Source organism: Shigella sp. FC1661, assembly GCF_001712525.1.
Taxonomy (GTDB): Bacteria; Pseudomonadota; Gammaproteobacteria; order Enterobacterales; family Enterobacteriaceae; genus Escherichia; species Escherichia coli.
The window spans coordinates 1-26,008 of the sequence record NZ_MDGW01000332.1; the positions used below are offsets into that span (position 1 = coordinate 1).

A 26,008-nucleotide genomic window follows, 5' to 3' on the forward strand; every position below is an offset into this window, starting at 1 on the left:
CGAGGTTACCGACTGCGGCCTGAGTTTTTTAAGTGACGTAAAACCGTGTTGAGGCCAACGCCCATAATGCGTGCACTGGCGCGACATCCGACGCCATTCATGGCCATATCAATGATTTTCTGGTGCGTACCGGGCTGAGAGGCGGTGTAAGTGAACTGTAGTTGCCATGTTTTACGGCAATGAGAGCAGAGATAGCGCTGATGTCCGGCAGTGCTTTTGCCGTTACGCACCACGCCTTCAGTAGCGGAGCAGGAAGGACATCTGATGGAAATGGAAGCCACGCAAGCACCTTAAAATCACCATCATACACTAAATCAGTAAGTTGGCAGCATTACCCAGCAGCTATTACACCTTTTATCTGATGCAAAAATTCGGATTATCTATCCAGAATGCCCAGCTTCATCTGTTTGCCTTCCTGTTTGCCGTTGCGGCAGGTACAGTGATCGGCGGGCCTGTAGGGGATAAAATTGGACGGAAATATGTGATTTGGGGCTCTATCCTCGGCGTTGCGCCGTTTACGCTGATTTTACCCTACGCCAGCCTGCACTGGACGGGGGTTTTAACGGTGATTATTGGATTTATCCTCGCTTCGGCATTATCTGCCATTCTGGTCTACGCTCAGGAGCTACTTCCGGGACGTATCGGTATGGTTTCTGGACTCTTTTTCGGTTTTGCTTTTGGCATGGGAGGTCTGGGAGCGGCAGTTCTGGGGCTTATCGCCGATCACACCAGCATCGAGTTAGTCTATAAAATCTGTGCTTTCCTGCCACTATTGGGGATGTTGACCATATTCCTGCCTGATAACCGGCATAAAGACTGATTTCATTGCAGCCAAAGGCAAACTTTGGCTGCATCGTTTTACAGTCGCCATAAGCCTTTCCTCTGTTAAACCGCCTTCTGTTTTCCGAACCGTGCTTTTTTTGCAGCTAATTCCATTTTTCTGCAAAATTCAATAATTATTCATGAACATCATCAATGAAATTGTCATAAACTATTACCTGTAATTTTGGTTTTCCCGGCCAAAAATGGACAATAACCACCAGGAAAAGGAGACGGAATGCATCACGCCACCCCGCTTATCACCACCATTGTTGGCGGCCTTGTGCTCGCCTTTATCCTCGGCATGCTGGCCAATAAACTACGTATTTCTCCTCTGGTGGGATATCTGTTAGCGGGTGTGCTGGCAGGACCATTCACTCCGGGCTTTGTTGCCGATACCAAGCTTGCGCCGGAACTGGCTGAACTGGGCGTCATTCTGTTGATGTTTGGCGTCGGTTTGCACTTTTCGCTGAAGGATTTGATGGCGGTAAAGGCCATCGCCATTCCCGGTGCGATCGCCCAGATAGCCGTGGCGACGCTGCTGGGTATGGCGCTCTCTGCCGTGCTGGGCTGGTCGTTAATGCCCGGTATCGTGTTCGGTTTATGTCTTTCCACCGCCAGTACCGTGGTGTTACTGCGCGCACTTGAAGAACGGCAATTAATTGACAGTCAGCGTGGGCAAATCGCCATCGGTTGGTTGATTGTGGAAGACCTGGTAATGGTTCTGACGCTGGTGTTGCTGCCCGCAGTGGCAGGAATGATGGAACAGGGCGATGTGGGCTTTGCCACTCTTGCAGTCGATATGGGGATCACCATCGGCAAAGTGATCGCATTTATCGCCATTATGATGCTGGTAGGTCGCCGTCTGGTGCCGTGGATTATGGCACGCAGCGCGGCAACCGGTTCTCGCGAGCTGTTTACCCTGTCGGTGCTGGCGCTGGCGTTAGGGATTGCCTTTGGTGCGGTAGAGCTGTTTGATGTCTCCTTTGCACTCGGTGCGTTCTTTGCCGGGATGGTACTGAACGAGTCTGAACTGAGTCACCGTGCCGCCCACGATACGCTGCCATTGCGCGACGCGTTTGCGGTGCTGTTTTTTGTCTCCGTCGGGATGTTGTTTGATCCGTTAATTCTGATTCAGCAACCGCTGGCAGTGCTGGCGACGCTGGCGATTATTCTGTTTGGTAAGTCGTTAGCCGCATTTTTCCTAGTGCGACTGTTTGGTCACTCCCAACGTACGGCATTAACCATCGCCGCCAGCCTGGCGCAGATTGGTGAGTTCGCGTTTATCCTGGCGGGACTGGGAATGGCATTGAATTTACTGCCGCAGGCCGGACAAAACCTGGTACTGGCAGGGGCGATCCTGTCGATTATGCTCAACCCGGTACTGTTCGCACTACTGGAGAAATATCTGGCGAAGACCAAAACGCTGGAAGAGCAGACGCTGGAAGAGGCAATCGAAGAAGAGAAGCAGATCCCAGTGGATATTTGCAACCATGCGCTACTGGTGGGTTACGGTCGTGTAGGCAGCCTGCTGGGGGAGAAATTGCTCGCCTCTGATATTCCGCTGGTGGTGATTGAGACGTCACGAACCCGTGTTGATGAGCTGCGAGAGCGCGGGGTCCGCGCAGTATTGGGCAATGCGGCGAACGAAGAAATTATGCAACTGGCGCATCTGGAATGTGCAAAATGGCTGATCCTGACGATTCCCAACGGTTATGAAGCGGGTGAGATTGTGGCATCTGCCCGCGCGAAAAATCCGGATATTGAGATTATTGCCCGCGCCCATTATGACGATGAAGTGGCGTATATCACCGAACGTGGTGCGAATCAGGTAGTGATGGGCGAGCGTGAAATCGCCCGTACCATGCTGGAACTGCTGGAAACGCCACCGGCGGGTGAGGTGGTGACGGGGTAAACGGTGGTTGCCGGATGTAAAATATGAAAAATATGTAGGCATGATAAGACGCGCCAGCGTCGCATCAGGCATCGAGAGCCAAATGCCAGATGCGGCGTGAACGCCTTATCTGGCCTACGAACCGACGATAACTTAACGATCCCAGTAAGACTCTTCCAGGCTGTCTTCACGCTCCGGCAAGCCGCGCGTTAAACGAGGTGAATGCTGGTTCAGTACCTGATAGCTCACACGGTTAGCATATTTACACACCTGCGCTAACGATGAATAAGTTAACCAGGTGAATTTATGTTTGCTGGAGTTTGGTACGTTGCTACGATGGTAGCTGTTGGCGGTAATGTCATGCAGCAACGCTGCCAATGCGCCATCCCCCGCTCCATTAGTGTTCATGATTTTTTCCGGCCCTCCCATGTACGGCGCAATGTGCGAATATACACGCAGCGGATTCTGGCAATCCTTGTGGCGCATGGCGCGGCTAAACTCATACTGGTTGAATTCCGCTATAGCGCCCGGCAGCAGCGGATGCTGGGTTTTACGTTTCGCTTCGTCTTCGGTAAAGCCCGCCATATACAAGCCGATTGGCCCGGCGGTGCACAGCACCAGATCTACCCAGTCCAGCGCCTTGTCAGATGCCAACAACGGATCGCTTTCTCCGGTCAACGCTTCGGCTTCATCTTCGTTCATCGCAAGGATAGAGACGTGATCTTTGAGGAATTGCTGCCACCACTGCGGATTCTCGGCAATGACAAACTTGGTGCCCAGCGTCAGCACCACCGGTACGTTATATTTCTTCGCGTACTCAATGGCTTTCATGGTTGCTTCCGGCATGGGTTCACCCGGTTTGCAACGCACCAGATAAGAGGTGAGAACCAGTGCCGAGGCTCCGGCAATCACATCTTCCGGAATGCTTTCAGCCCGCAGCTGGTTCATGTGGCCTGGACTGATAGCAAAGGTACGTTCCCCGGACTCGCCAATCAGCGTAAAGCAACGACCAATCGGGCCATCCACGCCTTGTAGATAGTTAAGATCGGTACGGCTGGAAGTGTTACACAGGTAACGATAGGCATAACTGCCAATTTCAATATTGCTGCACATGACGCCCAGCAGCACCGAACGGTCGTCCGCGAGCACCGAGTAGTTGTGCATGGTGTTACCAATGGTGCCACCCGCAAACTGATGGGTAATCAGGTTTTTCTGTTTTAGCTCCTGATAAAGCGCTTCGGCTACGTCATCCTCAATCACCAGTGAATGCCCGGCGCTTAATCCATAACGCTCAATGAATTCATCATCCACTTTCGCTTCAATATCGACCAGCGTCTGGTCAATACCTACGACCCAGGCGGCGCTGGTTTCGTTTTCTGGCTGGAATTGCTGAAGCAGCGGATCGCGTGCATTTACAGGGAAGTAATGTTTGGATTTACGTTTACCGGGAAATTTCATGGTTGTTTTTACGGGTGGTTAACTGAGCGGCGAATGTTAACACAATCTGACGGGAGCGCGCGAGACGCAGCCAGTTTCAATATCAGCAGGCGGGATCGCATTTTCATGGCAGTGGTTCCTTACAATGACGTAATTTGAAAGGAGTTTTTGTATGAAGCCGGAAAACAAACTACCTGTTCTGGACCTTATTTCTGCTGAAATGAAGACCGTTGTGAATACTCTTCAGCCGGATTTACCGTCCTGGCCCGCAACGGGAACGATTGCTGAGCAACGACAGTATTACACGCTTGAGCGCCGATTCTGGAATGCGGGCGCTCCAGAAATGGCAACCAGAGCTTACATGGTTCCAACAAAATATGGGCAGGTGGAAACACGTCTCTTTTGTCCGCAGCCAGATAGCCCGGCGACGCTATTTTATTTGCATGGAGGCGGTTTTATTCTCGGCAATCTCGATACCCACGATCGCATCATGCGCCTGCTGGCAAGCTACAGCCAATGTACGGTGATTGGTATTGATTACCCCCTTTCACCTGAAGCGCGTTTTCCGCAAGCGATAGAGGAAATTGTGGCTGCTTGTTGTTATTTCCACCAGCAGGCGGAGGATTATCAAATCAATATGTCCCGCATTGGCTTTGCCGGTGATTCCGCAGGTGCCATGCTGGCGCTCGCCAGTGCGTTGTGGTTGCGTGATAAACAGATCGATTGCGGTAAAATTGCGGGTGTTTTGCTGTGGTATGGGCTTTACGGATTACGGGATTCCGTGACTCGTCGTCTGTTGGGCGGTGTCTGGGATGGCTTAACGCAACAGGATTTGCAGATGTATGAAGAGGCGTATTTAAGCAACGACGCGGACCGCGAGTCACCGTATTACTGTCTGTTTAATAATGATCTCACTCGCGAAGTTCCGCCCTGTTTTATTGCCGGGGCGGAGTTCGATCCGCTGCTGGATGACAGCCGTCTGCTTTACCAGACGTTAGCGGCGCATCAGCAGCCCTGTGAGTTCAAACTCTACCCAGGTACGCTGCATGTCTTTTTGCATTATTCACGAATGATGAAAACCGCCGACGAGGCTCTTCGCGACGGCGCTCAGTTCTTTACCGCTCAGCTTTAGCGATACGCGGCAACAAGATTAGCCATCATTTCGATATGTTCTGGCGTGGCATTAAGCGCTGGAATATATTCATATTTTTTCCCACCGGCACCGAGGAAGACCTCACGGTTTTGCTCGGCAATCTCTTCCAGCGTCTCCAGACAATCCGCAGCAAAGCCCGGGCACATCACCTGTATATAACCTACGCCTTTTTCTCCGAGCATTTTCAGCGTTTCGTCGGTATAAGGCATCAGCCAGGGTTCCCGGCCAAAGCGCGACTGAAAGGTCATCATCACTTTTTCCGGTGCCATCCCCAGTGCGGAAGCCAGTTCGCGAGTCGTTGTGCGGCAACGTTGCGGGTAATCATCGCCTTCATCTGCATAACGCTGGGGAATGCCATGATAAGAGAGCAGCAGCAGATCCGGTTCGCCATGTTTGGCAAAAGAAGCGCGTACGCTGTTCGCCAGTGCATTAATGTAATCGTGGTTATCGGCGTAATCACGAATAAACGATATCCCCGGAATGCTACGTTTGCGCGCCAGAATGCGTGCCAGTTCATCCCATACCGCACCGACCGTAGAACAGGAGAATTGCGGATAAAGCGGCAGCACCACAATATGATCTACATGCTCTGCCAGGAGTTCATCGACGGCGCTTTCCAGTGATGGCGAGCCGTAGCTCATTCCCAGCGCTACGGGCGTCTCCGGTAAACGTTGTGCCAGCGCCTGCTGTTGCTGGCGGCTGTAAACCATCAGCGGCGAGCCACCTTCCATCCAGACAGAGGCATACAGCTTCGCCACACGCGGCGAGCGCAGCGGCAAAATAACGCCGCGCAGCAATGGCCACCATAACAACCGTGAGGTATCAACCACGCGTCTGTCGCTTAAAAATTGTTTCAGATAGCGTTTTACCGCTTCAGGTGTGGGGGCATCGGGCGTACCCAGGTTTGCCAGCAGGATACCGGTTTTAGTCTGACGCATTACCGCCTCTTATCGATTCAACTTGTTGATAATTGTAGCGGAAAAGTGAGGAAGAAGAACTAATTGCTGTGAGAGGTATTGCCTGAGGTGGATGAGCAGACCTGCCCGAAAGCAGATCTGCTGCGGCTTGATTAGCCGAGGATTTTTTCCAGATCAGCGCGAACTTCAGCAACCGGCTTGGTGCCGTCAACTTTCGCGTATTTGGTGTTACCCGCTTCCGCTTCTTTGGAGTAGTAGCCGATCAGCGGTGCAGTCATCTGATGGTATTCAACCAGACGTTTACGTACGGTTTCTTCCTGATCGTCTTTACGGGTAGTCAGTTCTTCACCGGTAACGTCGTCTTTGCCTTCTACTTTCGGCGGATTGAATTTAACGTGATAAACACGACCAGACGGCGCATGAACGCGGCGGCCTACGATACGATCAACAATCAGTTCGTCCGGTACGTCGAATTCCAGAACGTAATCAACATTGATGCCCGCTTCTTTCATCGCGTCTGCCTGCGGAATGGTACGCGGGAAGCCGTCCAACAGGAAACCATTACGGCAGTCTTCCTGAGCAATGCGCTCTTTAACCAGCGCGATCACCAGTTCGTCGGTGACCAGTTTGCCAGCATCCATAATGTCTTTTGCTTGTTTACCCAGCTCGGAGCCAGATTTGACCGCAGCACGCAGCATATCGCCAGTGGAGATTTGCGGAATACCATATTTCTCCATGATGAACTGAGCCTGAGTCCCTTTCCCCGCGCCCGGAGCGCCAAGCAGAATGATACGCATTGCGAAAATCCCCTTAAAATGTGTCGAATTTTTTGAAAAAGCGATAAACGATACCACCAACAGGCGATTGCCTCAAGAAAGGCACCTGAGGCTGAAACGGTTAATGGCGAGATAATTTGCGGAAAGTGCAGATGATGAAAAGAAAAATGCCGGATGACACAAAGGTCATCGGCATGACATCAGGAAACCAGCAGCTGTTCATACGACGAATAAACAGGTTCGGATCTTCCAGCGTGCCGCGTTCTGCCAGCAGCGCCTGATCCAGCAGCAGTTCTACCCACTCGCTGAACTTCGCTTCATCTTCAGTATCTGCCGCACGTTTCACCAGTACGTGATCCGGGTTCAGTTCGAAGATGTATTTCACTTCTGGCACTTTCTGGCCCGCCGCAGCGAACAGTTTCGCCATCTGAGTGCTCATTTCGTCCGCGTCGGTCGAAACGATCGCTGGCGTATCGGTCAGACGGTGAGTCAGACGGACATCTTTCACGCGCTCGCCGAGCAAGGCTTTCACACGGTCGATGAACGGAGTCAGTGCTTTCTCCGCTTCTTTCGCGCTCTCATCAACTTCGTCAGCCAGTTTTTCCAGCGACTCGTCAACTTTAGACACCGACTGGAACGGTTTACCGTCGAACTCAGTCAGATAGTTCATCATCCACTCATCGATGCGGTCGGAAAGCAGCAGAACTTCGATGCCTTTCTTACGCAGCAGTTCCAGGTGCGGGCTGCTCTTCGCTGCCGCATAGCTGTCTGCGGTGATGTAGTAGATTTTCTCCTGCCCTTCTTTCATGCGGGAAACGTAGTCTTCCAGAGATACGGTCTGCGCAGAAGAATCGGTATGGGTAGAAGCAAAACGCAGCAGTTTGGCGATCGCTTCCTGGTTAGCGAAATCTTCCGCCGACCTTCTTTCAGTACCAGGCCAAACTGTTGCCAGAAGGTCTGGTATTTTTCCGCGTCGTCTTTCGCCAGTTTTTCCAGCATTTGCAGCACACGCTTGGTCAGCGCATTGCGCAGGTTACGCGTTACCGTGCTGTCCTGGAGGATTTCACGGGAAACGTTCAGCGGCAGATCGCTGGAGTCAATCAGACCACGCACGAAGCGCAGATAGTTCGGCATGAACTGTTCTGCGTCGTCCATGATGAACACACGCTGGACGTACAGTTTCAGGCCGTGTTTATGATCACGGTTCCACATATCCCACGGAGCCTGGGACGGGATGTACAGCAGGCTGGTGTACTCCTGCTTACCTTCAACGCGGTTGTGGCTCCAGGTCAGCGGATCATTAAAGTCGTGGGCGATGTGTTTGTAGAACTCTTTGTACTCTTCATCGGTGATTTCCGACTTGTTACGAGTCCACAGCGCCTGCGCTTTGTTGATTTTCTCCCAGGAGATAACGGTTTCGCCGTCTTTCTCTTCGCGTTTTTCGATCTCTACCGGCAGCGCGATATGGTCGGAGTATTTGCTGATGATGGAACGCACGCGCCAGTCATCGAGGAACTCGTCTTCGCCTTCACGCAGATGCAGGGTGATTTCAGTACCACGATCTTCTTTGGTGATGTCGGCAACGGTATATTCACCTTCGCCAGCCGATTCCCAGAAGACGCCGTTTTCTGGTTTTTCGCCTGCCGCGCGAGTACGCACAGTCACTTTGTCGGCCACGATAAACGCAGAGTAGAAACCAACACCAAACTGACCGATCAGCTGGCTGTCTTTCGCCTGGTCAGAACCCAGGGATTCGAGGAATGATTTGGTACCGGATTTAGCGATAGTCCCCAGATGGTCAATCACTTCGTCGCGGGTCATCCCCACGCCGTTATCGGAGATGGTCAGCGTGCGCTTGTCTTTATCGAAAGAGACACGAACGCACAGTTCGCCATCACCTTCGTACAGGTCCGGGTTAGATAGCGCACGGAAACGCAGCTTGTCCGCCGCATCGGAGGCGTTAGAGATAAGCTCACGCAGGAAGATTTCTTTATTGGAATAGAGAGAATGGATCATCAGGTGCAGAAGCTGTTTCACTTCTGACTGAAAACCACGAGTTTCTTGTCCTTTCATGTAGGTCTACCTCAATAATGCCATTTTAAGGTTAAAAACAGGATGAGGGAGAGATGGGGACAAGGGAGAATAATTTCAAGCGAGAGCAGGTGATCCTGCTCTCGTTTGCTTAAAAACGAATCTTATGACGCCCGGCAAGGGAGTGTGACAGCGTGGTGCCATCGACCATTTCCAGTTCGCCGCCAACCGGTACGCCATGAGCGATTCGGCTGGCTTCCACGTCATATTGCGCGCAAAGCTCGGCAATGTAGTTAGCGGTAGCTTCACCTTCAACCGTGGGATTGGTGGCGAGGATCACTTCAGTGATTTTTTCCTCTGCCAGACGCTGTTCCAGACGGTCAAGCCCGATATCATCCGGACCGATGCCGTCCAGCGGTGACAGATGCCCCATCAACACAAAATAACGACCAGAAAACTGCCCCGTCTGCTCAATGGCGTAGATGTCCGCCGGACTCTCCACCACACAGATTTGACCGTTTTCCTGACGACGCGGATTCGAACAGATGTTACAGACTTCCTGTTCGGTGAAAGTGCGGCAATCGGCGCAGTGGCCGATTTCCGACATCGCCCGGGTGAGCGCCTGCGCCAGACGCATCCCGCCGCTACGATCGCGCTGAAGCAGCGTGAACGCCATACGCTGCGCCGACTTCGGGCCAACGCCCGGCAGACAGCGCAGTGCTTCCATAAGCTGTGTTAACAGCGGGCTGGTTTGCATCAGAACGGCATCTTAAAGCCAGGCGGCAGCTGCATTCCGGAGGATACAGAGGCCATTTTTTCTTTCTGCGTTTCTTCAATACGACGTGCTGCGTCGTTGAATGCTGCAGCCACCAGGTCTTCCAGCATCTCTTTGTCGTCTTCCAGCAGGCTCGGGTCGATCTCTACGCGACGGCAGTTGTGTGCACCGTTGATGGTCACTTTTACCAGACCTGCGCCAGATTCGCCGGTGACTTCCAGCTGCGCGATCTCTTCCTGCATTTTCTGCATTTTTTCTTGCATCTGCTGGGCTTGCTTCATCAGGTTACCCAGACCGCCTTTACCAAACATAGGTTTCTCTCTCAATCACGTTAAGGATGACGAACGTAAGCTGTGCTTACGATCAAATGGGGCGGATACTTTCTTCATCCAGCTCCGCATCGAAGAACCGACGCAGGGTCTGAATATTATTATCCGCAATAATGGACTCGCGCGCCTGCGCAAGTTTTTCTTCGTATATCGCCTGACGCCATTCCAGCGGCGTACGCACCGCGGGATTATCATCTTCAACGATAGTCAGTTCAACCGTTGAACCTTTTAACGTGCTCAACGCTTCAGCCAGTTTTTGCTGTGCACCGCGGTTGTTCAAATGCCGCTGAGAGGAGCGCAAATGCAGACATACTGCGTTGTCGCTCTCCTCTTTCCAGGCATTTAAGGCCACCTGTTCGACCAGTTTTGGTAGCGAAAGTTGACTCACCTGTGCCGCCCACGGGTCGCGCTCAATGGCTTCTGCCGCTAGCTTCGCCGCCAGTTCCGGCGTTTTTTCATGTTCCAGCGCTTTTTTCAGCGCCTTCGGCGTGGCGACCACTTCTTTTTGCTGCATCACCGGAGTGGTCGCCTTCCAGCGATACGCTTCTTTTTTGGCTGGCGCTTTTTCCAGCGCCGATGGCACCGGACGCGCCTGAACGCGATCGGTGACCGAAGCCAGTCTTTCCAGCGCAGCGTTATTCACGGCCGCGCGCGGGTAGCGGCTGCCGGTTCACTCTTTTTTGCTTTGGTTGCTCCCTGCACGCGCTGCAACTGCTGGCGCGCCGCCAGCACCTGGCTGGTGGTTTCCGGGAGCGGTACAGTCGGTGCCTGCTGCGGCGCTGATTGCGGTTGCGGCGGCACCTGGGTTGGCGTCATTACTGCCGTTGGCGCGACGGGTGCAAAGGACTGGCGCAGCACTTCTGGCTCAGGCAGAGGCATACGTGGATGGAACGCCAGCGCGCGCAGCAGCGTCATCTCAACGCCCATGCGGCGGTCCGGCGCATACGGTAATTCTTTGCGACCAATCAACAGCGTCTGATAGTAAAGCTGAATATCCGTCGGCGGTATGGTGCGCGCCAGTTCACGCATCCGCAGCTCAATGGCGGCCATGTCGTTGCCAAGTGCAGCAGGCGAAAGTTGTACCATCGCAATACGATGCAACAGGCCGAGCATTTCCACCAGCAACGCTTCCCACTCGATACCACGGGCAGCGGCTTCATTAATCAGCGCCATTACGCGCTCGCCGTTGGCCTCGACCATCGCTTCAACCAGCGACAGCGCCTGATCGTCATCAAGCGTACCCAGCATCGCACTGACTGCCTGGGTTGAAACCTGGCCGTCACCGCTGGCAATCGCCTGGTCGGTCAGACTTAAGGCATCTCGCAGGCTGCCTTCAGCGGCGCGCGCCAGCAATTGCAACGCCCGCGGCTCGTGAGCGATATGTTCTTCGTTGAGGATGTGCTCAAGTTGATGGCGAATTTGCTCGACATCCAGCGCCTTGAGATGAAATTGCAAACAGCGCGACAAAATCGTCACCGGCAATTTCTGTGGATCGGTCGTCGCCAGCAGAAACTTAACGTGCTCCGGCGGCTCTTCAAGGGTTTTTAACAGTGCGTTAAAGCTGTGGCGCGACAGCATATGCACTTCGTCGATCAGATAAACTTTGAAACGACCACGCGCCGGAGCGTACTGGACGTTATCCAGCAGGTCGCGGGTATCTTCAACTTTGGTGCGCGAGGCGGCGTCGATTTCAATCAGATCGACAAAGCGCCCCTGCTCGATTTCACGACAGTTATCGCACACGCCGCACGGCGTCGCGGTAATGCCGGTTTCGCAGTTTAGCCCCTTCGCCAGCAGTCGGGCGATAGAGGTTTTTCCGACGCCACGGGTACCGGAAAAAAGATAAGCATGATGAATACGCCCTAACGACAAGCCGTTCGCCAGTGCGGTCAGCACATGTTCCTGGCCGACGACGTCAGCAAAGGTTTGTGGGCGCCATTTTCGGGCTAAGACCTGATAACTCATTGGCAGGCTCTGAAACGCTGGAAGGTGGATTCACGAAGGGGTAATGCTAACACAGCCCCGTCAGAACGGCGAGGCTGAATGCACATCTTGTGCTGTCCGTAGCGTGGGCAGCACAAGACTGGCGATAATTAATGGCCCGGGAACGGGACAAGGCTGTAGCTGGTAATGCCCTGTTTTTCGAGACGCTGTTCGCCGCCGAGATCGAACAGGTTGATAATGAACGCAGCGTCAGCCACTTCACCACCCAGACGACGGATCAGTTTAACGGTCGCTTCGATAGTGCCGCCGGTTGCCAGCAGATCGTCCACCACCAGAACTTTGTCGCCCGGTTTGATGGCATCAACGTGGATCTCCAGCTGATCGGTGCCGTATTCCAGGTCGTAAGTTTCACTGATGGTTTCACGCGGCAGTTTGCCCGGTTTACGGACCGGTACAAAGCCAACGCCCAGACCCAGAGCTACCGGAGCGCCAAACAAGAAGCCACGCGCTTCGGTGCCGACAACTTTGGTAATGCCCGCATTTTTGTAACGCTCAACCAGCAAGTCGATGCTGAGAGCGTAAGCTTTCGGGTCTTCCAGTAAGCTGGTGACATCGCGGAAAAGAATGCCGGGTTTTGGGTAGTCCTGAATGCTTTTGATGCTATTTTTGAGATACTCAAGCTGCTGTGCAGTCGCGGTCATAAGTGTATGCCTGCTTGTTACGGTGGTACTCACGGCGCGTTTTAAACGTATCAAAAGTAACAGTTGTTTAACCTTTGACCGCCTGCGCCTGTGCTCGAAAACGCCAGAATGTACTGGCTGTACGCAATAATTGCAACTGCGATTGTTGTGCTTCAGTGCTTTTCTTGCTTTTCATCAATCACCGGAATTCGCCACATATAGAAAAGCAAACAGGCGAGAATTACCAGCAACATGATGCGCACCCATGGCATCTGGACGAACCACAGAGAAATGGCAAACGTGAGCAAAATAAGCAAAATCGCCCGCGGTTTGACGCCGCGCGGCATCGCATGATGTTTCTGCCAGAAACGTAGATAGCTGCCAAACCATCAGCGGTACAGCAACCAGGCGTGAAAGCGCGGGGAAGAACGGGCAAAGCACCAGGCCGCCAGCAGGATAAACGGCGTCGTCGGTAATACCGGTAATACCACGCCCAGCGTACCCAGCACTACCGCCAGCCAGCCAATGATGATTAAAATGATTCGTTGCATATTGAGTGTTGTCAGCTTACAGAGTGGCTACTTTAGCATAACAATTATCATTTTCATTGAGGTCTTATCGTGAAAACCGCCCTGCTGCTGGAAAAACTGGAAGGACAGCTCGCTACGCTGCGTCAGCGTTGTGCCCCGGTAGCGCAATTTGCCACGCTAAGTGCCCGTTTTGACAGACACCTTTTTCAAACCCGTGCGACAACACTGCAGGCTTGTCTCGATGAGGCGGGCGATAATCTGGCTGCGCTTCGTCATGCAGTTGAGCAGCAACAGCTGCCGCAAGTGGCCTGGCTGGCGGAACATCTGGCGGCACAACTGGAAGCCATCGCGCGTGAAGCCTCCGCCTGGTCATTGCGCGAGTGGGACAGTGCGCCACCGAAAATTGCCCGCTGGCAGCGTAAACGTATTCAGCATCAGGATTTTGAGCGGCGGCTACGTGAGATGGTTGCCGAACGCAGAGCCCGCCTGGCGCGGGTGACCGATCTCGTGGAACAGCAAACGCTGCATCGTGAAGTGGAAGCCTATGAAGCGCGCCTGGCACGCTGCCGCCATGCGCTGGAAAAAATCGAAAACAGGCTAGCGCGCTTAACCCGCTAGCAATGGAGAGAGTATGTCACTGGAAAATGCCCCTGACGATGTCAAACTGGCTGTCGATTTGATTGTGCTGCTGGAAGAAAATCAGATCCCAGCCCGCACCGTGCTGCGCGCGCTGGATATTGTAAAACGCGATTATGAAAAGAAATTAACGCGCGATGATGAGGCGGAAAAGTGAGAAATAAATGGGGCCGCTAAATGTCCCCTAAGATTGTGGGCAAACGCAAAACTGCCTGATGCGCTACGCTTATCAGGCCTACACCGCTCCTGCAATACATTGAATTCTTGCGGTTTCGTAGGCCGGATAAGGCGGTCACGCCGCATCCGGCATGAACAACGCGCACTTTGTCAGTAATCTCGGGGCAACTAAATGTCGCCCCCTTTGGTTATTACCCTACCGCTGGCGTCGGGTCATCGCCTTTGTAGTCGCGTTTTACTTCCGTCACCTCATCGCCCTTCTCGTTGTGCAGATGCACTTCAAGCTGGTTAAAGGCAATGTTGATGTCGTTTTCACGGCACAGCTGATCGATAGTACGGTTCAGCTCATCGACAGTACGACTACGGTCACGCAGTTCACGCACATACAGACGCAGCTCATGATCCAACGTGCTGGCACCAAACGCCGTAAAGAAGACTTCCGGCATTGGTTCGTGCATCACCCTTGGGTGCTCAGTCGCCGCCTTCAGTAACACTTTACGCACTTTTTCCAGATCGGAGCCATAGGCCACGCCGAGACGGATCACCAGACGCGTAGTAGTGTCAGTCAACGACCAGTTGATCAGACGCTCGGTAACAAACGCTTTGTTCGGGATGATCACTTCTTTGCGATCGAAATCGGTAATCGTTGTCGCACGAATACGGATCTTACTTACCGTCCCCGAGAAGCTACCAATGGTTACCGTATCGCCAATACGCACCGGACGTTCGAACAGAATGATCAAACCGGAGACGAAGTTACCGAAAATTTCTTGTAAACCAAAACCAAGACCTACGGATAATGCTGCCGCCAGCCACTGGAGTTTATCCCAAGAGACGCCCAGCGATCCGAACACCGTCATCGCACCAACGGCAATAATGATGTAGTTAAGGATGGTAGTAATGGCATACGACGCGCCCTGGCGCATATTCAGTCGCGAGAGCACCAGCACTTCCAGCAAACCAGGCAGGTTGCGAATCAACGCCCAGGCCACCATTGAGGCGATAATCGCAAACAACAGACTGCCCATGGTGACGTTTTTCACCACCGCAGCGCCAGCTTCAGTACCGTTGTAATGCCAGAGCGTAATGCTGTCGAGATAGCTGAACACGGTGATCAAATCGGACCAAATTGCCCAGAACATGACACCGAACAGCGCAAACATCAGCAACATGGTAATACGCAGCGTCTGCTGGTTAACCTGTTCCAGTGCAATGGTGGGTTCTTCCGGCGGTTCGGCACCTTCTGCGCCCTCTTTCACCAGATTCTGCCGACGCGCCAGCGCACGACGCCAGGCGATACGCCGCGCCGCTACGCTTAAGCCGCGCAATACCGTCTGGTAGAGCAAGTTCCAGATGATCACCAGATAAACGGTTTCAATCCAACGCCCGGAGAGGCGCAGCGTGGTGTAGAAATAACCCGTGGCAGTCAGCACCATCAATGCAATCGGGATAATCGACAGCACGGTAATGGTGACCAGTCGCATGGTGTGCGACTCTTTATCACGCCAGCTTTCGCGGCACATTGGCCATACCAGGAAGGCAATCAGCAGCAGGTTGAAGAAAATCATCGCTTGCCCCAGCACATCATCCATCAGATGCAGCGGGGAAAGTTCTGCCACCACAGACCAGAAATGGATAGGCAGCAATGCGAGACTGATGCGGACAATTTGCCGACGCCAGTGGCTGGTCTGCTGTTCCGGCATGCCGAAGTGACGCACGGCAACGCCGTTCTTCTCCAGTACCTTCCAGCACAGGCCAAACACCAGCCAGAAAATCGCCAGTTTTTTGCTGAACGACCATAGCAGTTCGCTGATGTTGAGCTGCATGGTCAACAGAATCAGGCCAACCGCGAGAATAATCAGGCACACCGGCAGCGCGCGGATCAGGTCGATAAGGATCGCTTTTGGTGTGTTGAGCTGGCTATCGTTACGCAGGGAACCCACAGCGGAAGCCAGTTTTTGTTGATACGCTTTCAGCCAGCCCAGACGCCAGTGGATCAGCCCGGCAATCAACAGCAGCGGCAAACCGGCGAGGAAAGCGATAAAAACGGCAGGCCAGGCTTTTTCCCAGTTCACCGTGATTTTCATCGACTTAAATTCATCTTTCAGGCTTTGCGGGAACGCTTTGATCCAGTCCCAGTCCATTGGACGGTTACTGTTCACCCAAAAGATTTGCTGAGTCAGGATGGATTTCAGGTTTTTCGATACGCTCATTAACTGCTGCTGGTTGATTTGCAGGTTAATGGCCATCATCAGCTGGTTACCCAACTGTTTGTTGAGTTGATCCAGCAATTCGCGACGCATATCAACCACTTGCAATAACGCATCGTGAACTTCGCTGTTGACTTCGTTGGTGTGACCTTCTTCCAGTTTGTTGACGAACGCATCGCTCTGGAAGAGTGCATCACGCTGCTGGTTAACTTCAAACTGTTCGAGACGCAAATCCGCGATGCGGTTGGTCATGTTTTCCAGTTCATCCGCCGAGGGCAGCGTTTGTTGTTGCTGGTAAAGGATACGAGACAACAGCAGGCTGCCCTTCAGGACGGCAATCTGCTCTTTAATATTGCGTTCCGATTGCAGCGCCCGCTCCAGCCAGTTTTTGACTTTAATGTTTTGCTGCATCAACTGATTACCGTTTTCAGTCGCGGTAATCAGACGCTGACTTAACTGCTGGTTAATTTCCAGTTCCTGTTTCACCAGCGGATTAGCCTGAATACGCGCGGCTTCATCCGGGGAGACGGCTTCCTGCGCCGTTTTTTCAGTTAAAGTCAGGCGCTTGCTGTTTACCGCTTCTTGCAACAGCTGCAACTGGTGCTCCAGACGGGCGCTGTTCGCCGTCACGTAATCACGTTGCTTTTGCAAGGTATCCTGCAAGACGGTGTTCCCTTCCAGGCTTTTACGCTGCTGGTCAATCTCCGCATTCAGCAACGCCTGCTGAGCCTGCATTAACACTTTCTGGCTGGGACGTAAGGCAGTCTCGCCGACATCAGTCCCATCCAGACGACTGCGAATTTGTTGCAGCTGCTGCGAAGCGTTATACATCGCATTTTGCACGCGTTCGGGCTGCGTCTGTAACGAAACCAGCTGGCTGTTATAAGACGCCAGATCGTTTTGTGCGTTTTGCAAATCGTCCAGCGCCTGGGCAACGCGAGTTTCCAGCTGGCGCAACGAAAGCGTACTCAGAATTTTGCGCGTTTCTTCGTCGTTATCGACATCGCTAAGTGCTGTTAACGCCGCGGTCGCCTGGCGCATTTTTTCCGGCGCTTCAGCGACTTTTTGCCGTAGCTGAACTGTCTCTTCTTTTATGCGATCGATTTTATCGAGGGTGGCTAATGTATCTGTCAGATCCTGCTGCTCCAGTTTGTCCTGAGCAGAAAGATCTTTTTGTTTATTTAGTGAGTCAAGTTGCGCCTGCAGGTCCGCTTTTGTCGGCAGATCACCATTCGATGACGCCCGCGCAAACGCCGTGTTCTGGCATAACAAGACAAAAACAAAAGCAATAAATGCTGAAAAAACAAAATGCCGTGATCGTTTGTAATACTGGAACATAGTCATGATGAATGAAGGTTTCTGAACCTGAAGAACGACCTGAAAAAGTCAAACCGCAAGAATATCACGACGCAGTGAACCAGAATAGCAACGACGAAAATGTCCAGGAAAAATCCTGGAGTCAGATTCAGGGTTATTCGTTAGTGGCAGGATTACGAAGCGTGGGGCACAGGAGATACATCTCCAGTAAGATGGCGACGTAATCGCGGGCTTCTTTTTTAAGATCAAAAGATTGCGGGGCAAAGAGCCAGTTTTCCATCAGGCCGGAAATATAGCCGCGCATAATAATTGCTGCCCGACGCGTCATTAAATCCGCAGGCAACATTTTCGCTTCAATACAATGTTTTAACGTTTGTTCTATACGGTCATAACTTTCCAGACAGAGATTACGTTGTGCCTGTTGCACAACAGCCATTTCTCCGACAAATTCGCATTTGTGGAATATAATCTCCATCAATAATCGACGTCGTTCTTCTGTCACCGTGGATTCAAGAACATGAATTAATATCTCTCTTAATACTGAGAGTGGATCGCCAGGGAATTTTGCCTGATACTCAAGCTCTAGTTCACCAATATTGGATTCTGACAGTTCCCAGATCTCACTGAACAAATCCGACTTGTCTTTAAAATGCCAGTAGATTGCACCGCGCGTAACGCCAGCTGCTTTTGCAATCTCACCCAGCGAGGTGGATGATACCCCCTGCTGTGAGAAAAGACGTAGAGCCACATCGAGGATGTGTTGGCGCGTTTCTTGCGCTTCTTGTTTGGTTTTTCGTGCCATATGTTCGTGAATTTACAGGCGTTAGATTTACATACATTTGTGAATGTATGTACCATAGCACGACGATAATATAAACGCAGCAATAGGTTTATTAACTTTTGACCATTGACCAATTTGAAATCGGACACTCGAGGTTTACATATGAACAAAAACAGAGGGTTTACGCCTCTGGCGGTCGTTCTGATGCTCTCAGGCAGCTTAGCCCTAACAGGATGTGACGACAAACAGGCCCAACAAGGTGGCCAGCAGATGCCCGCCGTTGGCGTAGTAACAGTCAAAACTGAACCTCTGCAGATCACAACCGAGCTTCCGGGTCGCACCAGTGCCTACCGGATCGCAGAAGTTCGTCCTCAAGTTAGCGGGATTATCCTGAAGCGTAATTTCAAAGAAGGTAGCGACATCGAAGCTGGTGTCTCTCTCTATCAGATTGATCCTGCGACCTATCAGGCGACATACGACAGTGCGAAAGGTGATCTGGCGAAAGCCCAGGCTGCAGCCAATATCGCGCAATTGACGGTGAATCGTTATCAGAAACTGCTCGGTACTCAGTACATCAGTAAGCAAGAGTACGATCAGGCTCTGGCTGATGCGCAACAGGCGAATGCTGCGGTAACTGCGGCGAAAGCTGCCGTTGAAACTGCGCGGATCAATCTGGCTTACACCAAAGTCACCGCTCCGATTAGCGGTCGCATTGGTAAGTCGAACGTGACGGAAGGCGCATTGGTACAGAACGGTCAGGCGACTGCGCTGGCAACCGTGCAGCAACTTGATCCGATCTACGTTGATGTGACCCAGTCCAGCAACGACTTCCTGCGCCTGAAACAGGAACTGGCGAATGGCACGCTGAAACAAGAGAACGGCAAAGCCAAAGTGTCGCTGATCACCAGTGACGGCATTAAGTTCCCGCAGGACGGTACGCTGGAATTCTCTGACGTTACCGTTGATCAGACCACTGGGTCTATCACCCTACGCGCTATCTTCCCGAACCCGGATCACACTCTGCTGCCGGGTATGTTCGTGCGCGCACGTCTGGAAGAAGGGCTTAATCCAAACGCTATTTTAGTCCCGCAACAGGGCGTAACCCGTACGCCGCGTGGTGATGCCACCGTACTGGTAGTTGGCGCGGATGACAAAGTGGAAACCCGTCCGATCGTTGCAAGCCAGGCTATTGGCGATAAGTGGCTGGTGACAGAAGGTCTGAAAGCAGGCGATCGCGTAGTAATAAGTGGGCTGCAGAAAGTGCGTCCTGGTGTCCAGGTAAAAGCACAAGAAGTTACCGCTGATAATAACCAGCAAGCCGCAAGCGGTGCTCAGCCTGAACAGTCCAAGTCTTAACTTAAACAGGAGCCGTTAAGACATGCCTAATTTCTTTATCGATCGCCCGATTTTTGCGTGGGTGATCGCCATTATCATCATGTTGGCAGGGGGGCTGGCGATCCTCAAACTGCCGGTGGCGCAATATCCTACGATTGCACCGCCGGCAGTAACGATCTCCGCCTCCTACCCCGGCGCTGATGCGAAAACAGTGCAGGACACGGTGACACAGGTTATCGAACAGAATATGAACGGTATCGATAACCTGATGTACATGTCCTCTAACAGTGACTCCACGGGTACCGTGCAGATCACCCTGACCTTTGAGTCTGGTACTGATGCGGATATCGCGCAGGTTCAGGTGCAGAACAAACTGCAGCTGGCGATGCCGTTGCTGCCGCAAGAAGTTCAGCAGCAAGGGGTGAGCGTTGAGAAATCATCCAGCAGCTTCCTGATGGTTGTCGGCGTTATCAACACCGATGGCACCATGACGCAGGAGGATATCTCTGACTACGTAGCGGCGAATATGAAAGATGCCATCAGCCGTACGTCGGGCGTGGGTGATGTTCAGTTGTTCGGTTCACAGTACGCGATGCGTATCTGGATGAACCCGAATGAGCTGAACAAATTCCAGCTAACGCCGGTTGATGTCATTACCGCCATCAAAGCGCAGAACGCCCAGGTTGCGGCGGGTCAGCTCGGTGGTACGCCGCCGGTGAAAGGCCAACAGCTTAACGCCTCTATTATTGCTCAGACGCGTCTGACCTCTACTGAAGAGTTCGGCAAAATCCTGCTGAAAGTGAATCAGGATGGTTCCCGCGTCCTGCTGCGTGATGTGGCGAAGATTGAGCTGGGTGGTGAGAACTACGACATCATCGCAGAGTTTAACGGCCAACCGGCTTCCGGTCTGGGGATCAAGCTGGCGACCGGTGCAAATGCGCTGGATACCGCTGCGGCAATCCGTGCTGAACTGGCGAAGATGGAACCGTTCTTCCCGTCGGGTCTGAAAATTGTTTACCCGTACGACACCACGCCGTTCGTGAAAATCTCTATTCACGAAGTGGTTAAAACGCTGGTCGAAGCGATCATCCTCGTGTTCCTGGTTATGTATCTGTTCCTGCAGAACTTCCGCGCGACGTTGATTCCGACCATTGCCGTACCGGTGGTATTGCTCGGGACCTTTGCCGTCCTTGCCGCCTTTGGCTTCTCGATAAACACGCTAACAATGTTCGGGATGGTGCTCGCCATCGGCTTGTTGGTGGATGACGCTATCGTTGTGGTAGAAAACGTGGAGCGTGTTATGGCGGAAGAAGGTTTGCCGCCAAAAGAAGCTACCCGTAAGTCGATGGGGCAGATTCAGGGCGCTCTGGTCGGTATCGCGATGGTACTGTCAGCGGTATTCGTACCGATGGCCTTCTTTGGCGGTTCTACTGGTGCTATCTATCGTCAGTTCTCTATTACCATTGTTTCAGCAATGGCGCTGTCGGTACTGGTAGCGTTGATCCTGACTCCGGCTCTTTGTGCCACCATGCTGAAACCGATTGCCAAAGGCGATCACGGGGAAGGTAAAAAAGGCTTCTTCGGCTGGTTTAACCGCATGTTCGAGAAGAGCACGCACCACTACACCGACAGCGTAGGCGGTATTCTGCGCAGTACGGGGCGTTACCTGGTGCTGTATCTGATCATCGTGGTCGGCATGGCCTATCTGTTCGTGCGTCTGCCAAGCTCCTTCTTGCCAGATGAGGACCAGGGCGTATTTATGACCATGGTTCAGCTGCCAGCAGGTGCAACGCAGGAACGTACGCAGAAAGTGCTCAATGAGGTAACGCATTACTATCTGACCAAAGAAAAGAACAACGTTGAGTCGGTGTTCGCCGTTAACGGCTTCGGCTTTGCGGGACGTGGTCAGAATACCGGTATTGCGTTCGTTTCCTTGAAGGACTGGGCCGATCGTCCGGGCGAAGAAAACAAAGTTGAAGCGATTACCATGCGTGCAACACGCGCTTTCTCGCAAATCAAAGATGCGATGGTTTTCGCCTTTAACCTGCCCGCAATCGTGGAACTGGGTACTGCAACCGGCTTTGACTTTGAGCTGATTGACCAGGCTGGCCTTGGTCACGAAAAACTGACTCAGGCGCGTAACCAGCTGCTTGCAGAAGCAGCAAAGCATCCTGATATGTTGACCAGCGTACGTCCAAACGGTCTGGAAGATACCCCGCAGTTTAAGATTGATATCGACCAGGAAAAAGCGCAGGCGCTGGGTGTTTCTATCAACGACATTAACACCACTCTGGGCGCTGCATGGGGCGGTAGCTATGTGAACGACTTTATCGACCGCGGTCGTGTGAAGAAAGTTTACGTCATGTCAGAAGCGAAATACCGTATGCTGCCGGATGATATCGGCGACTGGTATGTTCGTGCTGCTGATGGTCAGATGGTGCCGTTCTCGGCATTCTCCTCTTCTCGTTGGGAGTACGGTTCGCCGCGTCTGGAACGTTACAATGGCCTGCCATCCATGGAAATCTTAGGCCAGGCGGCACCGGGTAAAAGTACCGGTGAAGCAATGGAGCTAATGGAACAACTGGCGAGCAAACTGCCTACCGGTGTTGGCTATGACTGGACGGGGATGTCCTATCAGGAACGCCTCTCCGGCAACCAGGCACCTTCACTGTACGCGATTTCGTTGATTGTCGTATTCCTGTGTCTGGCGGCGCTGTACGAGAGCTGGTCGATTCCGTTCTCCGTTATGCTGGTCGTTCCGCTGGGGGTTATCGGTGCGTTGCTGGCTGCCACCTTCCGTGGCCTGACCAATGACGTTTACTTCCAGGTAGGCCTGCTCACAACCATTGGGTTGTCGGCGAAGAACGCGATACTTATCGTCGAATTCGCCAAAGACTTGATGGATAAAGAAGGTAAAGGTCTGATTGAAGCGACGCTTGATGCAGTGCGGATGCGTTTACGTCCGATCCTGATGACCTCGCTGGCGTTTATCCTCGGCGTTATGCCGCTGGTTATCAGTACTGGTGCTGGTTCCGGCGCGCAGAACGCAGTAGGTACCGGTGTAATGGGCGGGATGGTGACCGCAACGGTACTGGCAATCTTCTTCGTTCCGGTATTCTTTGTGGTGGTTCGCCGCCGCTTTAGCCGCAAGAATGAAGATATCGAGCACAGCCATACTGTCGATCATCATTGATACAACGTGTAATCACTAAGGCCGCGCAAGCGGCCTTTTTTATGCATAACCTACGAACATTAAGGAGTAATTGAACCACCAACTCAGGATCTCATACGAAAACCAGTATTAACCACGGATAAAATTCATAAAAAATACTGATTGTTAGTTAATTTATATTAAGTAGCGCTAATAGATTTAATAATCCATAATCATTTAGAGGCTATTCTTAATTATTTGCGGTAATTCTTTATTCATTCCTCGGTTATTACGTCATATTCAGAGCAATCCTGGTATTAGTGTCACCAATTTCATCTGGCGATAATCCTGAAATGTTATGAACAGTTCGAGCAAACTGCTTTTACCTGCTGCGGGTTAGTGCTAGTATGAAAAAGTAAGTCCTGTCCCGATTCCTTCCTAATTGTAATTTTTCGTAATAATGCGATGAAAACCTGCAAAGAGTGGCTTATAGTTAAGCTAACAAACGAGAGGGCAAGTCCAGGTCAGTAAGTTTTTTCCATCCCGAAAGGTGTCCGTTAGTTCAACCGCTAAGAAGGGGACGCGTTATGGATGAATACTCACCCAAAAGACATGATATCGCACAGCTTAAGTTTCTCTGTGAAACCCTGTATCATGACTGCCTTGCAAACCTTGAAGAAAGCAATTATGGCTGGGTTAACGACCCAACCTAGGCGATCAACCTCCAGTTGAATGAACTGATTGAGCATATTGCGACCTTCGCACTTAATTACAAAATTAAGTATAATGAAGACAATAAGCTCATTGAGCAGATCGACGAATATCTGGATGACACCTTTATGTTGTTCAGTAGTTATGGTATTAATATGCAGGATCTTCAGAAATGGCGGAAGTCAGGTAATCGACTATTCCGTTGTTTTGTCAATGCGACGAAAGAGAATCCTGCGAGTTTATCTTGTTAGAATTATTACAACCATGGGTAGAAGTATGTCCGAAAAACCTTTAACGAAAACCGATTATTTAATGCGTTTACGTCGTTGCCAGACAATTGACACGCTGGAGCGTGTTATCGAGAAAAATAAATACGAATTATCAGATAATGAACTGGCGGTATTTTACTCAGCCGCAGATCACCGCCTCGCCGAATTGACCATGAATAAACTATACGACAAGATCCCTTCCTCAGTATGGAAATTTATTCGCTAATAAATAATTCGCTTTCGGAGCTATAACCGGCTGTTTATTAAGAATTTTATACTTTTTCACCATGAAGACATACCCTATGTGATCTTTATCACACAGATGTAATGGGAACGTTCTGTTCACTGACTTTTCGTCTTACTGTGTTGCCGCATTTTCAGCAACCGGAGGTCAGTAATGAGCACAGAAAAAGAAAAGATGATTGCTGGTGAGTTGTATCGCTCGGCAGATGAGACGTTATCTCGCGATCGCCTGCGCGCTCGTCAGCTTATTCACCGATACAATCATTCCCTGGCGGAAGAGCACACATTACGCCAGCAAATTCTCGCTGATTTATTCGGTCAGGTGACAGAGGCTTATATTGAGCCAACGTTTCGCTGTGATTATGGCTATAACATTTTTCTCGGCAATAATTTTTTCGCCAACTTCGATTGCGTGATGCTTGATGTCTGCCCTATTCGCATCGGTGATAACTGTATGTTGGCACCAGGCGTTCATATCTACACGGCAACACATCCCATCGACCCTGTAGCACGTAATAGCGGTGCTGAACTGGGGAAACCCGTCACCATCGGTAATAACGTCTGGATTGGCGGACGCGCGGTCATTAACCCTGGTGTGACCATTGGTGATAACGTCGTGGTAGCTTCAGGTGCAGTTGTCACAAAAGGTGTCCCGGACAACGTTGTCGTGGGCGGTAATCCAGCCAGAATAATTAAAAAATTGTAATCGGTTTTTCGCAACTGTTATGCAAAATTGTGGTAGATCTGTTACTTCCCCTCTACTATTCCCACGTTAAAATAGGGTGTTCCCTGGAAAGTTGCAGATACCACGAAGGCAAACGATGACCGAAATACAACGCCTGCTGACCGAAACGATTGAGTCTCTGAATACCCGCGAAAAACGCGACAACAAACCCCGCTTTAGTATCAGTTTTATCCGTAAACATCCGGGGCTGTTTATCGGTATGTACGTTGCTTTTTTTGCCACCCTGGCGGTGATGTTGCAGTCCGAAACGCTGTCAGGCTCTGTCTGGCTACTGGTTGTATTATTTATCCTGCTTAATGGTTTCTTCTTTTTCGATGTCTACCCACGCTACCGCTATGAAGATATCGACGTGCTGGATTTCCGCGTTTGCTATAACGGCGAATGGTACAACACGCGCTTTGTACCTGCCGCGCTGGTTGAAGCCATCTTGAACTCTCCGCGTGTCGCGGATGTTCATAAGGAACAACTGCAAAAAATGATCGTCCGTAAAGGTGAACTGTCTTTTTACGATATTTTTACCCTCGCTCGCGCCGAATCAACATCTTAAGTTAGGGTTACATACCAGGCGTAAAGCTCTGCGCTTGGTCAAATGACAATGATCGTTTCCACCCATCACTTCATGAAATACCAGCTCTACCTCCTTATCTCCTGCCAGCCTTTTTCCACAATCAGATATACTTTCCCTACACTGTGTTAATAAGGATATGCTGGTGAGAACACGACATCTGGTCGGCCTTATTTCGGGAGTACTGATTCTTTCAGTATTGCTGTAGACTGGCCCCCTGAATCTCCAGACAACCAGTATCACTTAAATAAGTGATAGTCTTAATACTAGTTTTTAGACTAGTCATTGGAGTACAGATGATTGATGTCTTAGGGCCGGAGAAACGCAGACGGCGTACCACACAGGAAAAGATCGCAATTGTTCAGCAGAGCTTTGAACCGGGGATGACGGTCTCCCTCGTTGCCCGGCAACATGGTGTAGCAGCCAGCCAGTTATTTCTCTGGCGTAAGCAATACCAGGAAGGAAGTCTTACTGCTGTGGCCGCCGGAGAACAGGTTGTTCCTGCCTCTGAACTTGCTGCCGCCATGAAGCAGATTAAAGAACTCCAGCGCCTGCTCGGCAAGAAAACGATGGAAAATGAACT

At 51.6% G+C, this 26,008-nt stretch carries 19 protein-coding genes, 5 pseudogenes and 1 other annotated feature; of the genes and pseudogenes, 12 read left to right on the top strand and 12 right to left on the bottom strand.

Annotation, left to right across the window (positions count from 1 at the left end):
* Positions 1–5: 5 nt before the first annotated feature.
* Entirely contained in the window at positions 6–281 is a 276-nt protein-coding gene (locus BFF42_RS17045; RefSeq protein WP_001317300.1) for an IS1-like element transposase, read from the bottom strand.
* 56 nt (positions 282–337) lie between these two features.
* Between BFF42_RS17045 and fsr the strand changes: the two are divergent.
* A pseudogene (gene fsr, locus BFF42_RS17050) lies at positions 338–820 on the top strand (fosmidomycin MFS transporter); the annotation flags it as partial.
* A 237-nt stretch (positions 821–1,057) separates the two neighbouring features.
* The gene (ybaL, locus tag BFF42_RS17055) at positions 1,058–2,734 is read left to right on the top strand and encodes a YbaL family putative K(+) efflux transporter (RefSeq protein ID WP_000546219.1); all 1,677 of its coding nucleotides are present in this window, start codon (positions 1,058–1,060) and stop codon (positions 2,732–2,734) included.
* A gap of 132 nt (positions 2,735–2,866) precedes the next feature.
* On the opposite strand, the gene gsk is transcribed toward ybaL, so the two are convergent.
* Complete coding sequence (gene gsk, locus BFF42_RS17060; protein WP_000671574.1) at positions 2,867–4,171, bottom strand: inosine/guanosine kinase; 1,305 nt, start codon at positions 4,169–4,171, stop codon at positions 2,867–2,869.
* Positions 4,172–4,322: 151 nt separating this feature from the next.
* On the opposite strand from gsk, the gene aes reads away from it, so the two are divergent.
* On the top strand, positions 4,323–5,282 hold the full coding sequence (gene aes / locus BFF42_RS17065) for an acetyl esterase (protein WP_000801833.1): 960 nt from the start codon (positions 4,323–4,325) through the stop codon (positions 5,280–5,282).
* Here aes and hemH read toward each other — a convergent pair.
* The 8 genes and pseudogenes from hemH to BFF42_RS17110 form a co-directional block, all read right to left on the bottom strand.
* Positions 5,279–6,241, bottom strand: coding sequence for a ferrochelatase (gene hemH / locus BFF42_RS17070; protein WP_039059020.1), 963 nt, complete (start codon positions 6,239–6,241; stop codon positions 5,279–5,281). The two genes, aes and hemH, sit on opposite strands and share 4 nt — an antisense overlap.
* A gap of 131 nt (positions 6,242–6,372) precedes the next feature.
* Positions 6,373–7,017 carry an adenylate kinase gene (adk, locus tag BFF42_RS17075; protein WP_001220233.1) on the bottom strand — a complete coding sequence of 215 codons (645 nt, stop codon included), beginning with the start codon at positions 7,015–7,017 and terminating at the stop codon, positions 6,373–6,375.
* Positions 7,018–7,213: 196 nt separating this feature from the next.
* Positions 7,214–9,069: pseudogene (htpG, locus tag BFF42_RS17080) on the bottom strand (molecular chaperone HtpG); the annotation flags it as partial.
* Positions 9,070–9,178: 109 nt separating this feature from the next.
* Entirely contained in the window at positions 9,179–9,784 is a 606-nt protein-coding gene (recR, locus tag BFF42_RS17085) for a recombination mediator RecR (RefSeq protein WP_001195025.1), read from the bottom strand.
* A complete protein-coding gene (locus BFF42_RS17090; RefSeq protein ID WP_000467098.1) occupies positions 9,784–10,113 on the bottom strand; it encodes a YbaB/EbfC family nucleoid-associated protein in 330 nt (109 codons plus the stop codon). The genes recR and BFF42_RS17090 overlap by 1 nt, the downstream gene beginning before the upstream one ends.
* A gap of 52 nt (positions 10,114–10,165) precedes the next feature.
* Positions 10,166–12,096: pseudogene (gene dnaX / locus BFF42_RS17100) on the bottom strand (DNA polymerase III subunit gamma/tau).
* Positions 10,769–10,832, bottom strand: a sequence feature (DnaX frameshifting element). (Overlaps the previous pseudogene by 64 nt.)
* A gap of 128 nt (positions 12,097–12,224) precedes the next feature.
* Positions 12,225–12,776 carry an adenine phosphoribosyltransferase gene (gene apt, locus BFF42_RS17105; RefSeq protein WP_000127356.1) on the bottom strand — a complete coding sequence of 184 codons (552 nt, stop codon included), beginning with the start codon at positions 12,774–12,776 and terminating at the stop codon, positions 12,225–12,227.
* Between the two features lie 152 nt (positions 12,777–12,928).
* Positions 12,929–13,306 (bottom strand): annotated as a pseudogene (locus tag BFF42_RS17110) (DUF454 family protein).
* A 69-nt stretch (positions 13,307–13,375) separates the two neighbouring features.
* Here BFF42_RS17110 and priC point away from each other — a divergent pair.
* Together priC and rsmS are read left to right on the top strand one after the other, a co-directional pair.
* Positions 13,376–13,903: a primosomal replication protein N'' gene (priC, locus tag BFF42_RS17115; RefSeq protein WP_000844848.1), complete on the top strand. Its 528-nt coding sequence runs from the start codon at positions 13,376–13,378 to the stop codon at positions 13,901–13,903.
* A gap of 13 nt (positions 13,904–13,916) precedes the next feature.
* Positions 13,917–14,078, top strand: a complete 162-nt coding sequence (rsmS, locus tag BFF42_RS17120) for a pleiotropic regulatory protein RsmS (RefSeq protein ID WP_000051146.1) — start codon at positions 13,917–13,919, stop codon at positions 14,076–14,078.
* Between the two features lie 211 nt (positions 14,079–14,289).
* On the opposite strand, the gene mscK is transcribed toward rsmS, so the two are convergent.
* Positions 14,290–17,652, bottom strand: a complete 3,363-nt coding sequence (gene mscK / locus BFF42_RS17125; protein ID WP_000177709.1) for a mechanosensitive channel MscK — start codon at positions 17,650–17,652, stop codon at positions 14,290–14,292.
* Positions 17,653–17,779: 127 nt separating this feature from the next.
* The gene (acrR, locus tag BFF42_RS17130; protein WP_000101737.1) at positions 17,780–18,427 is read right to left on the bottom strand and encodes a multidrug efflux transporter transcriptional repressor AcrR; all 648 of its coding nucleotides are present in this window, start codon (positions 18,425–18,427) and stop codon (positions 17,780–17,782) included.
* 141 nt (positions 18,428–18,568) lie between these two features.
* Here acrR and acrA point away from each other — a divergent pair, with 141 nt between their 5' ends.
* The 7 genes and pseudogenes from acrA to BFF42_RS17165 form a co-directional block, all read left to right on the top strand.
* The gene (gene acrA, locus BFF42_RS17135) at positions 18,569–19,762 is read left to right on the top strand and encodes a multidrug efflux RND transporter periplasmic adaptor subunit AcrA (protein WP_024258559.1); all 1,194 of its coding nucleotides are present in this window, start codon (positions 18,569–18,571) and stop codon (positions 19,760–19,762) included.
* Positions 19,763–19,784: 22 nt separating this feature from the next.
* Complete coding sequence (acrB, locus tag BFF42_RS17140; protein ID WP_001132469.1) at positions 19,785–22,934, top strand: efflux RND transporter permease AcrB; 3,150 nt, start codon at positions 19,785–19,787, stop codon at positions 22,932–22,934.
* Positions 22,935–23,479: 545 nt separating this feature from the next.
* Positions 23,480–23,854 (top strand): annotated as a pseudogene (gene tomB / locus BFF42_RS17145) (Hha toxicity modulator TomB).
* Between the two features lie 25 nt (positions 23,855–23,879).
* The gene (locus BFF42_RS17150; protein WP_001291435.1) at positions 23,880–24,098 is read left to right on the top strand and encodes an HHA domain-containing protein; all 219 of its coding nucleotides are present in this window, start codon (positions 23,880–23,882) and stop codon (positions 24,096–24,098) included.
* Between the two features lie 171 nt (positions 24,099–24,269).
* Positions 24,270–24,821, top strand: a complete 552-nt coding sequence (gene maa, locus BFF42_RS17155) for a maltose O-acetyltransferase (protein WP_000102569.1) — start codon at positions 24,270–24,272, stop codon at positions 24,819–24,821.
* A gap of 115 nt (positions 24,822–24,936) precedes the next feature.
* Positions 24,937–25,407, top strand: coding sequence for a YlaC family protein (locus BFF42_RS17160; RefSeq protein ID WP_000136192.1), 471 nt, complete (start codon positions 24,937–24,939; stop codon positions 25,405–25,407).
* Between the two features lie 314 nt (positions 25,408–25,721).
* Positions 25,722–26,008: transposase (locus BFF42_RS17165; RefSeq protein ID WP_000567737.1), on the top strand; the 287-nt coding region annotated here is incomplete at its 3' end.

Bases quoted from the DNA above. Each gene is read 5' to 3' on its own strand.
- apt (WP_000127356.1), bottom strand. From the start codon at position 12,776: ATGACCGCGACTGCACAGCAGCTTGAGTATCTCAAAAATAGCATCAAA.
- BFF42_RS17160 (WP_000136192.1), top strand. From the start codon at position 24,937: ATGACCGAAATACAACGCCTGCTGACCGAAACGATTGAGTCTCTGAAT.
- adk (WP_001220233.1), bottom strand. From the start codon at position 7,017: ATGCGTATCATTCTGCTTGGCGCTCCGGGCGCGGGGAAAGGGACTCAG.
- recR (WP_001195025.1), bottom strand. From the start codon at position 9,784: ATGCAAACCAGCCCGCTGTTAACACAGCTTATGGAAGCACTGCGCTGT.
- rsmS (WP_000051146.1), top strand. From the start codon at position 13,917: ATGTCACTGGAAAATGCCCCTGACGATGTCAAACTGGCTGTCGATTTG.
- gsk (WP_000671574.1), bottom strand. From the start codon at position 4,171: ATGAAATTTCCCGGTAAACGTAAATCCAAACATTACTTCCCTGTAAAT.
- hemH (WP_039059020.1), bottom strand. From the start codon at position 6,241: ATGCGTCAGACTAAAACCGGTATCCTGCTGGCAAACCTGGGTACGCCC.
- aes (WP_000801833.1), top strand. From the start codon at position 4,323: ATGAAGCCGGAAAACAAACTACCTGTTCTGGACCTTATTTCTGCTGAA.
- BFF42_RS17090 (WP_000467098.1), bottom strand. From the start codon at position 10,113: ATGTTTGGTAAAGGCGGTCTGGGTAACCTGATGAAGCAAGCCCAGCAG.
- ybaL (WP_000546219.1), top strand. From the start codon at position 1,058: ATGCATCACGCCACCCCGCTTATCACCACCATTGTTGGCGGCCTTGTG.
- acrR (WP_000101737.1), bottom strand. From the start codon at position 18,427: ATGGCACGAAAAACCAAACAAGAAGCGCAAGAAACGCGCCAACACATC.
- mscK (WP_000177709.1), bottom strand. From the start codon at position 17,652: ATGACTATGTTCCAGTATTACAAACGATCACGGCATTTTGTTTTTTCA.
- BFF42_RS17150 (WP_001291435.1), top strand. From the start codon at position 23,880: ATGTCCGAAAAACCTTTAACGAAAACCGATTATTTAATGCGTTTACGT.
- maa (WP_000102569.1), top strand. From the start codon at position 24,270: ATGAGCACAGAAAAAGAAAAGATGATTGCTGGTGAGTTGTATCGCTCG.
- acrB (WP_001132469.1), top strand. From the start codon at position 19,785: ATGCCTAATTTCTTTATCGATCGCCCGATTTTTGCGTGGGTGATCGCC.
- acrA (WP_024258559.1), top strand. From the start codon at position 18,569: ATGAACAAAAACAGAGGGTTTACGCCTCTGGCGGTCGTTCTGATGCTC.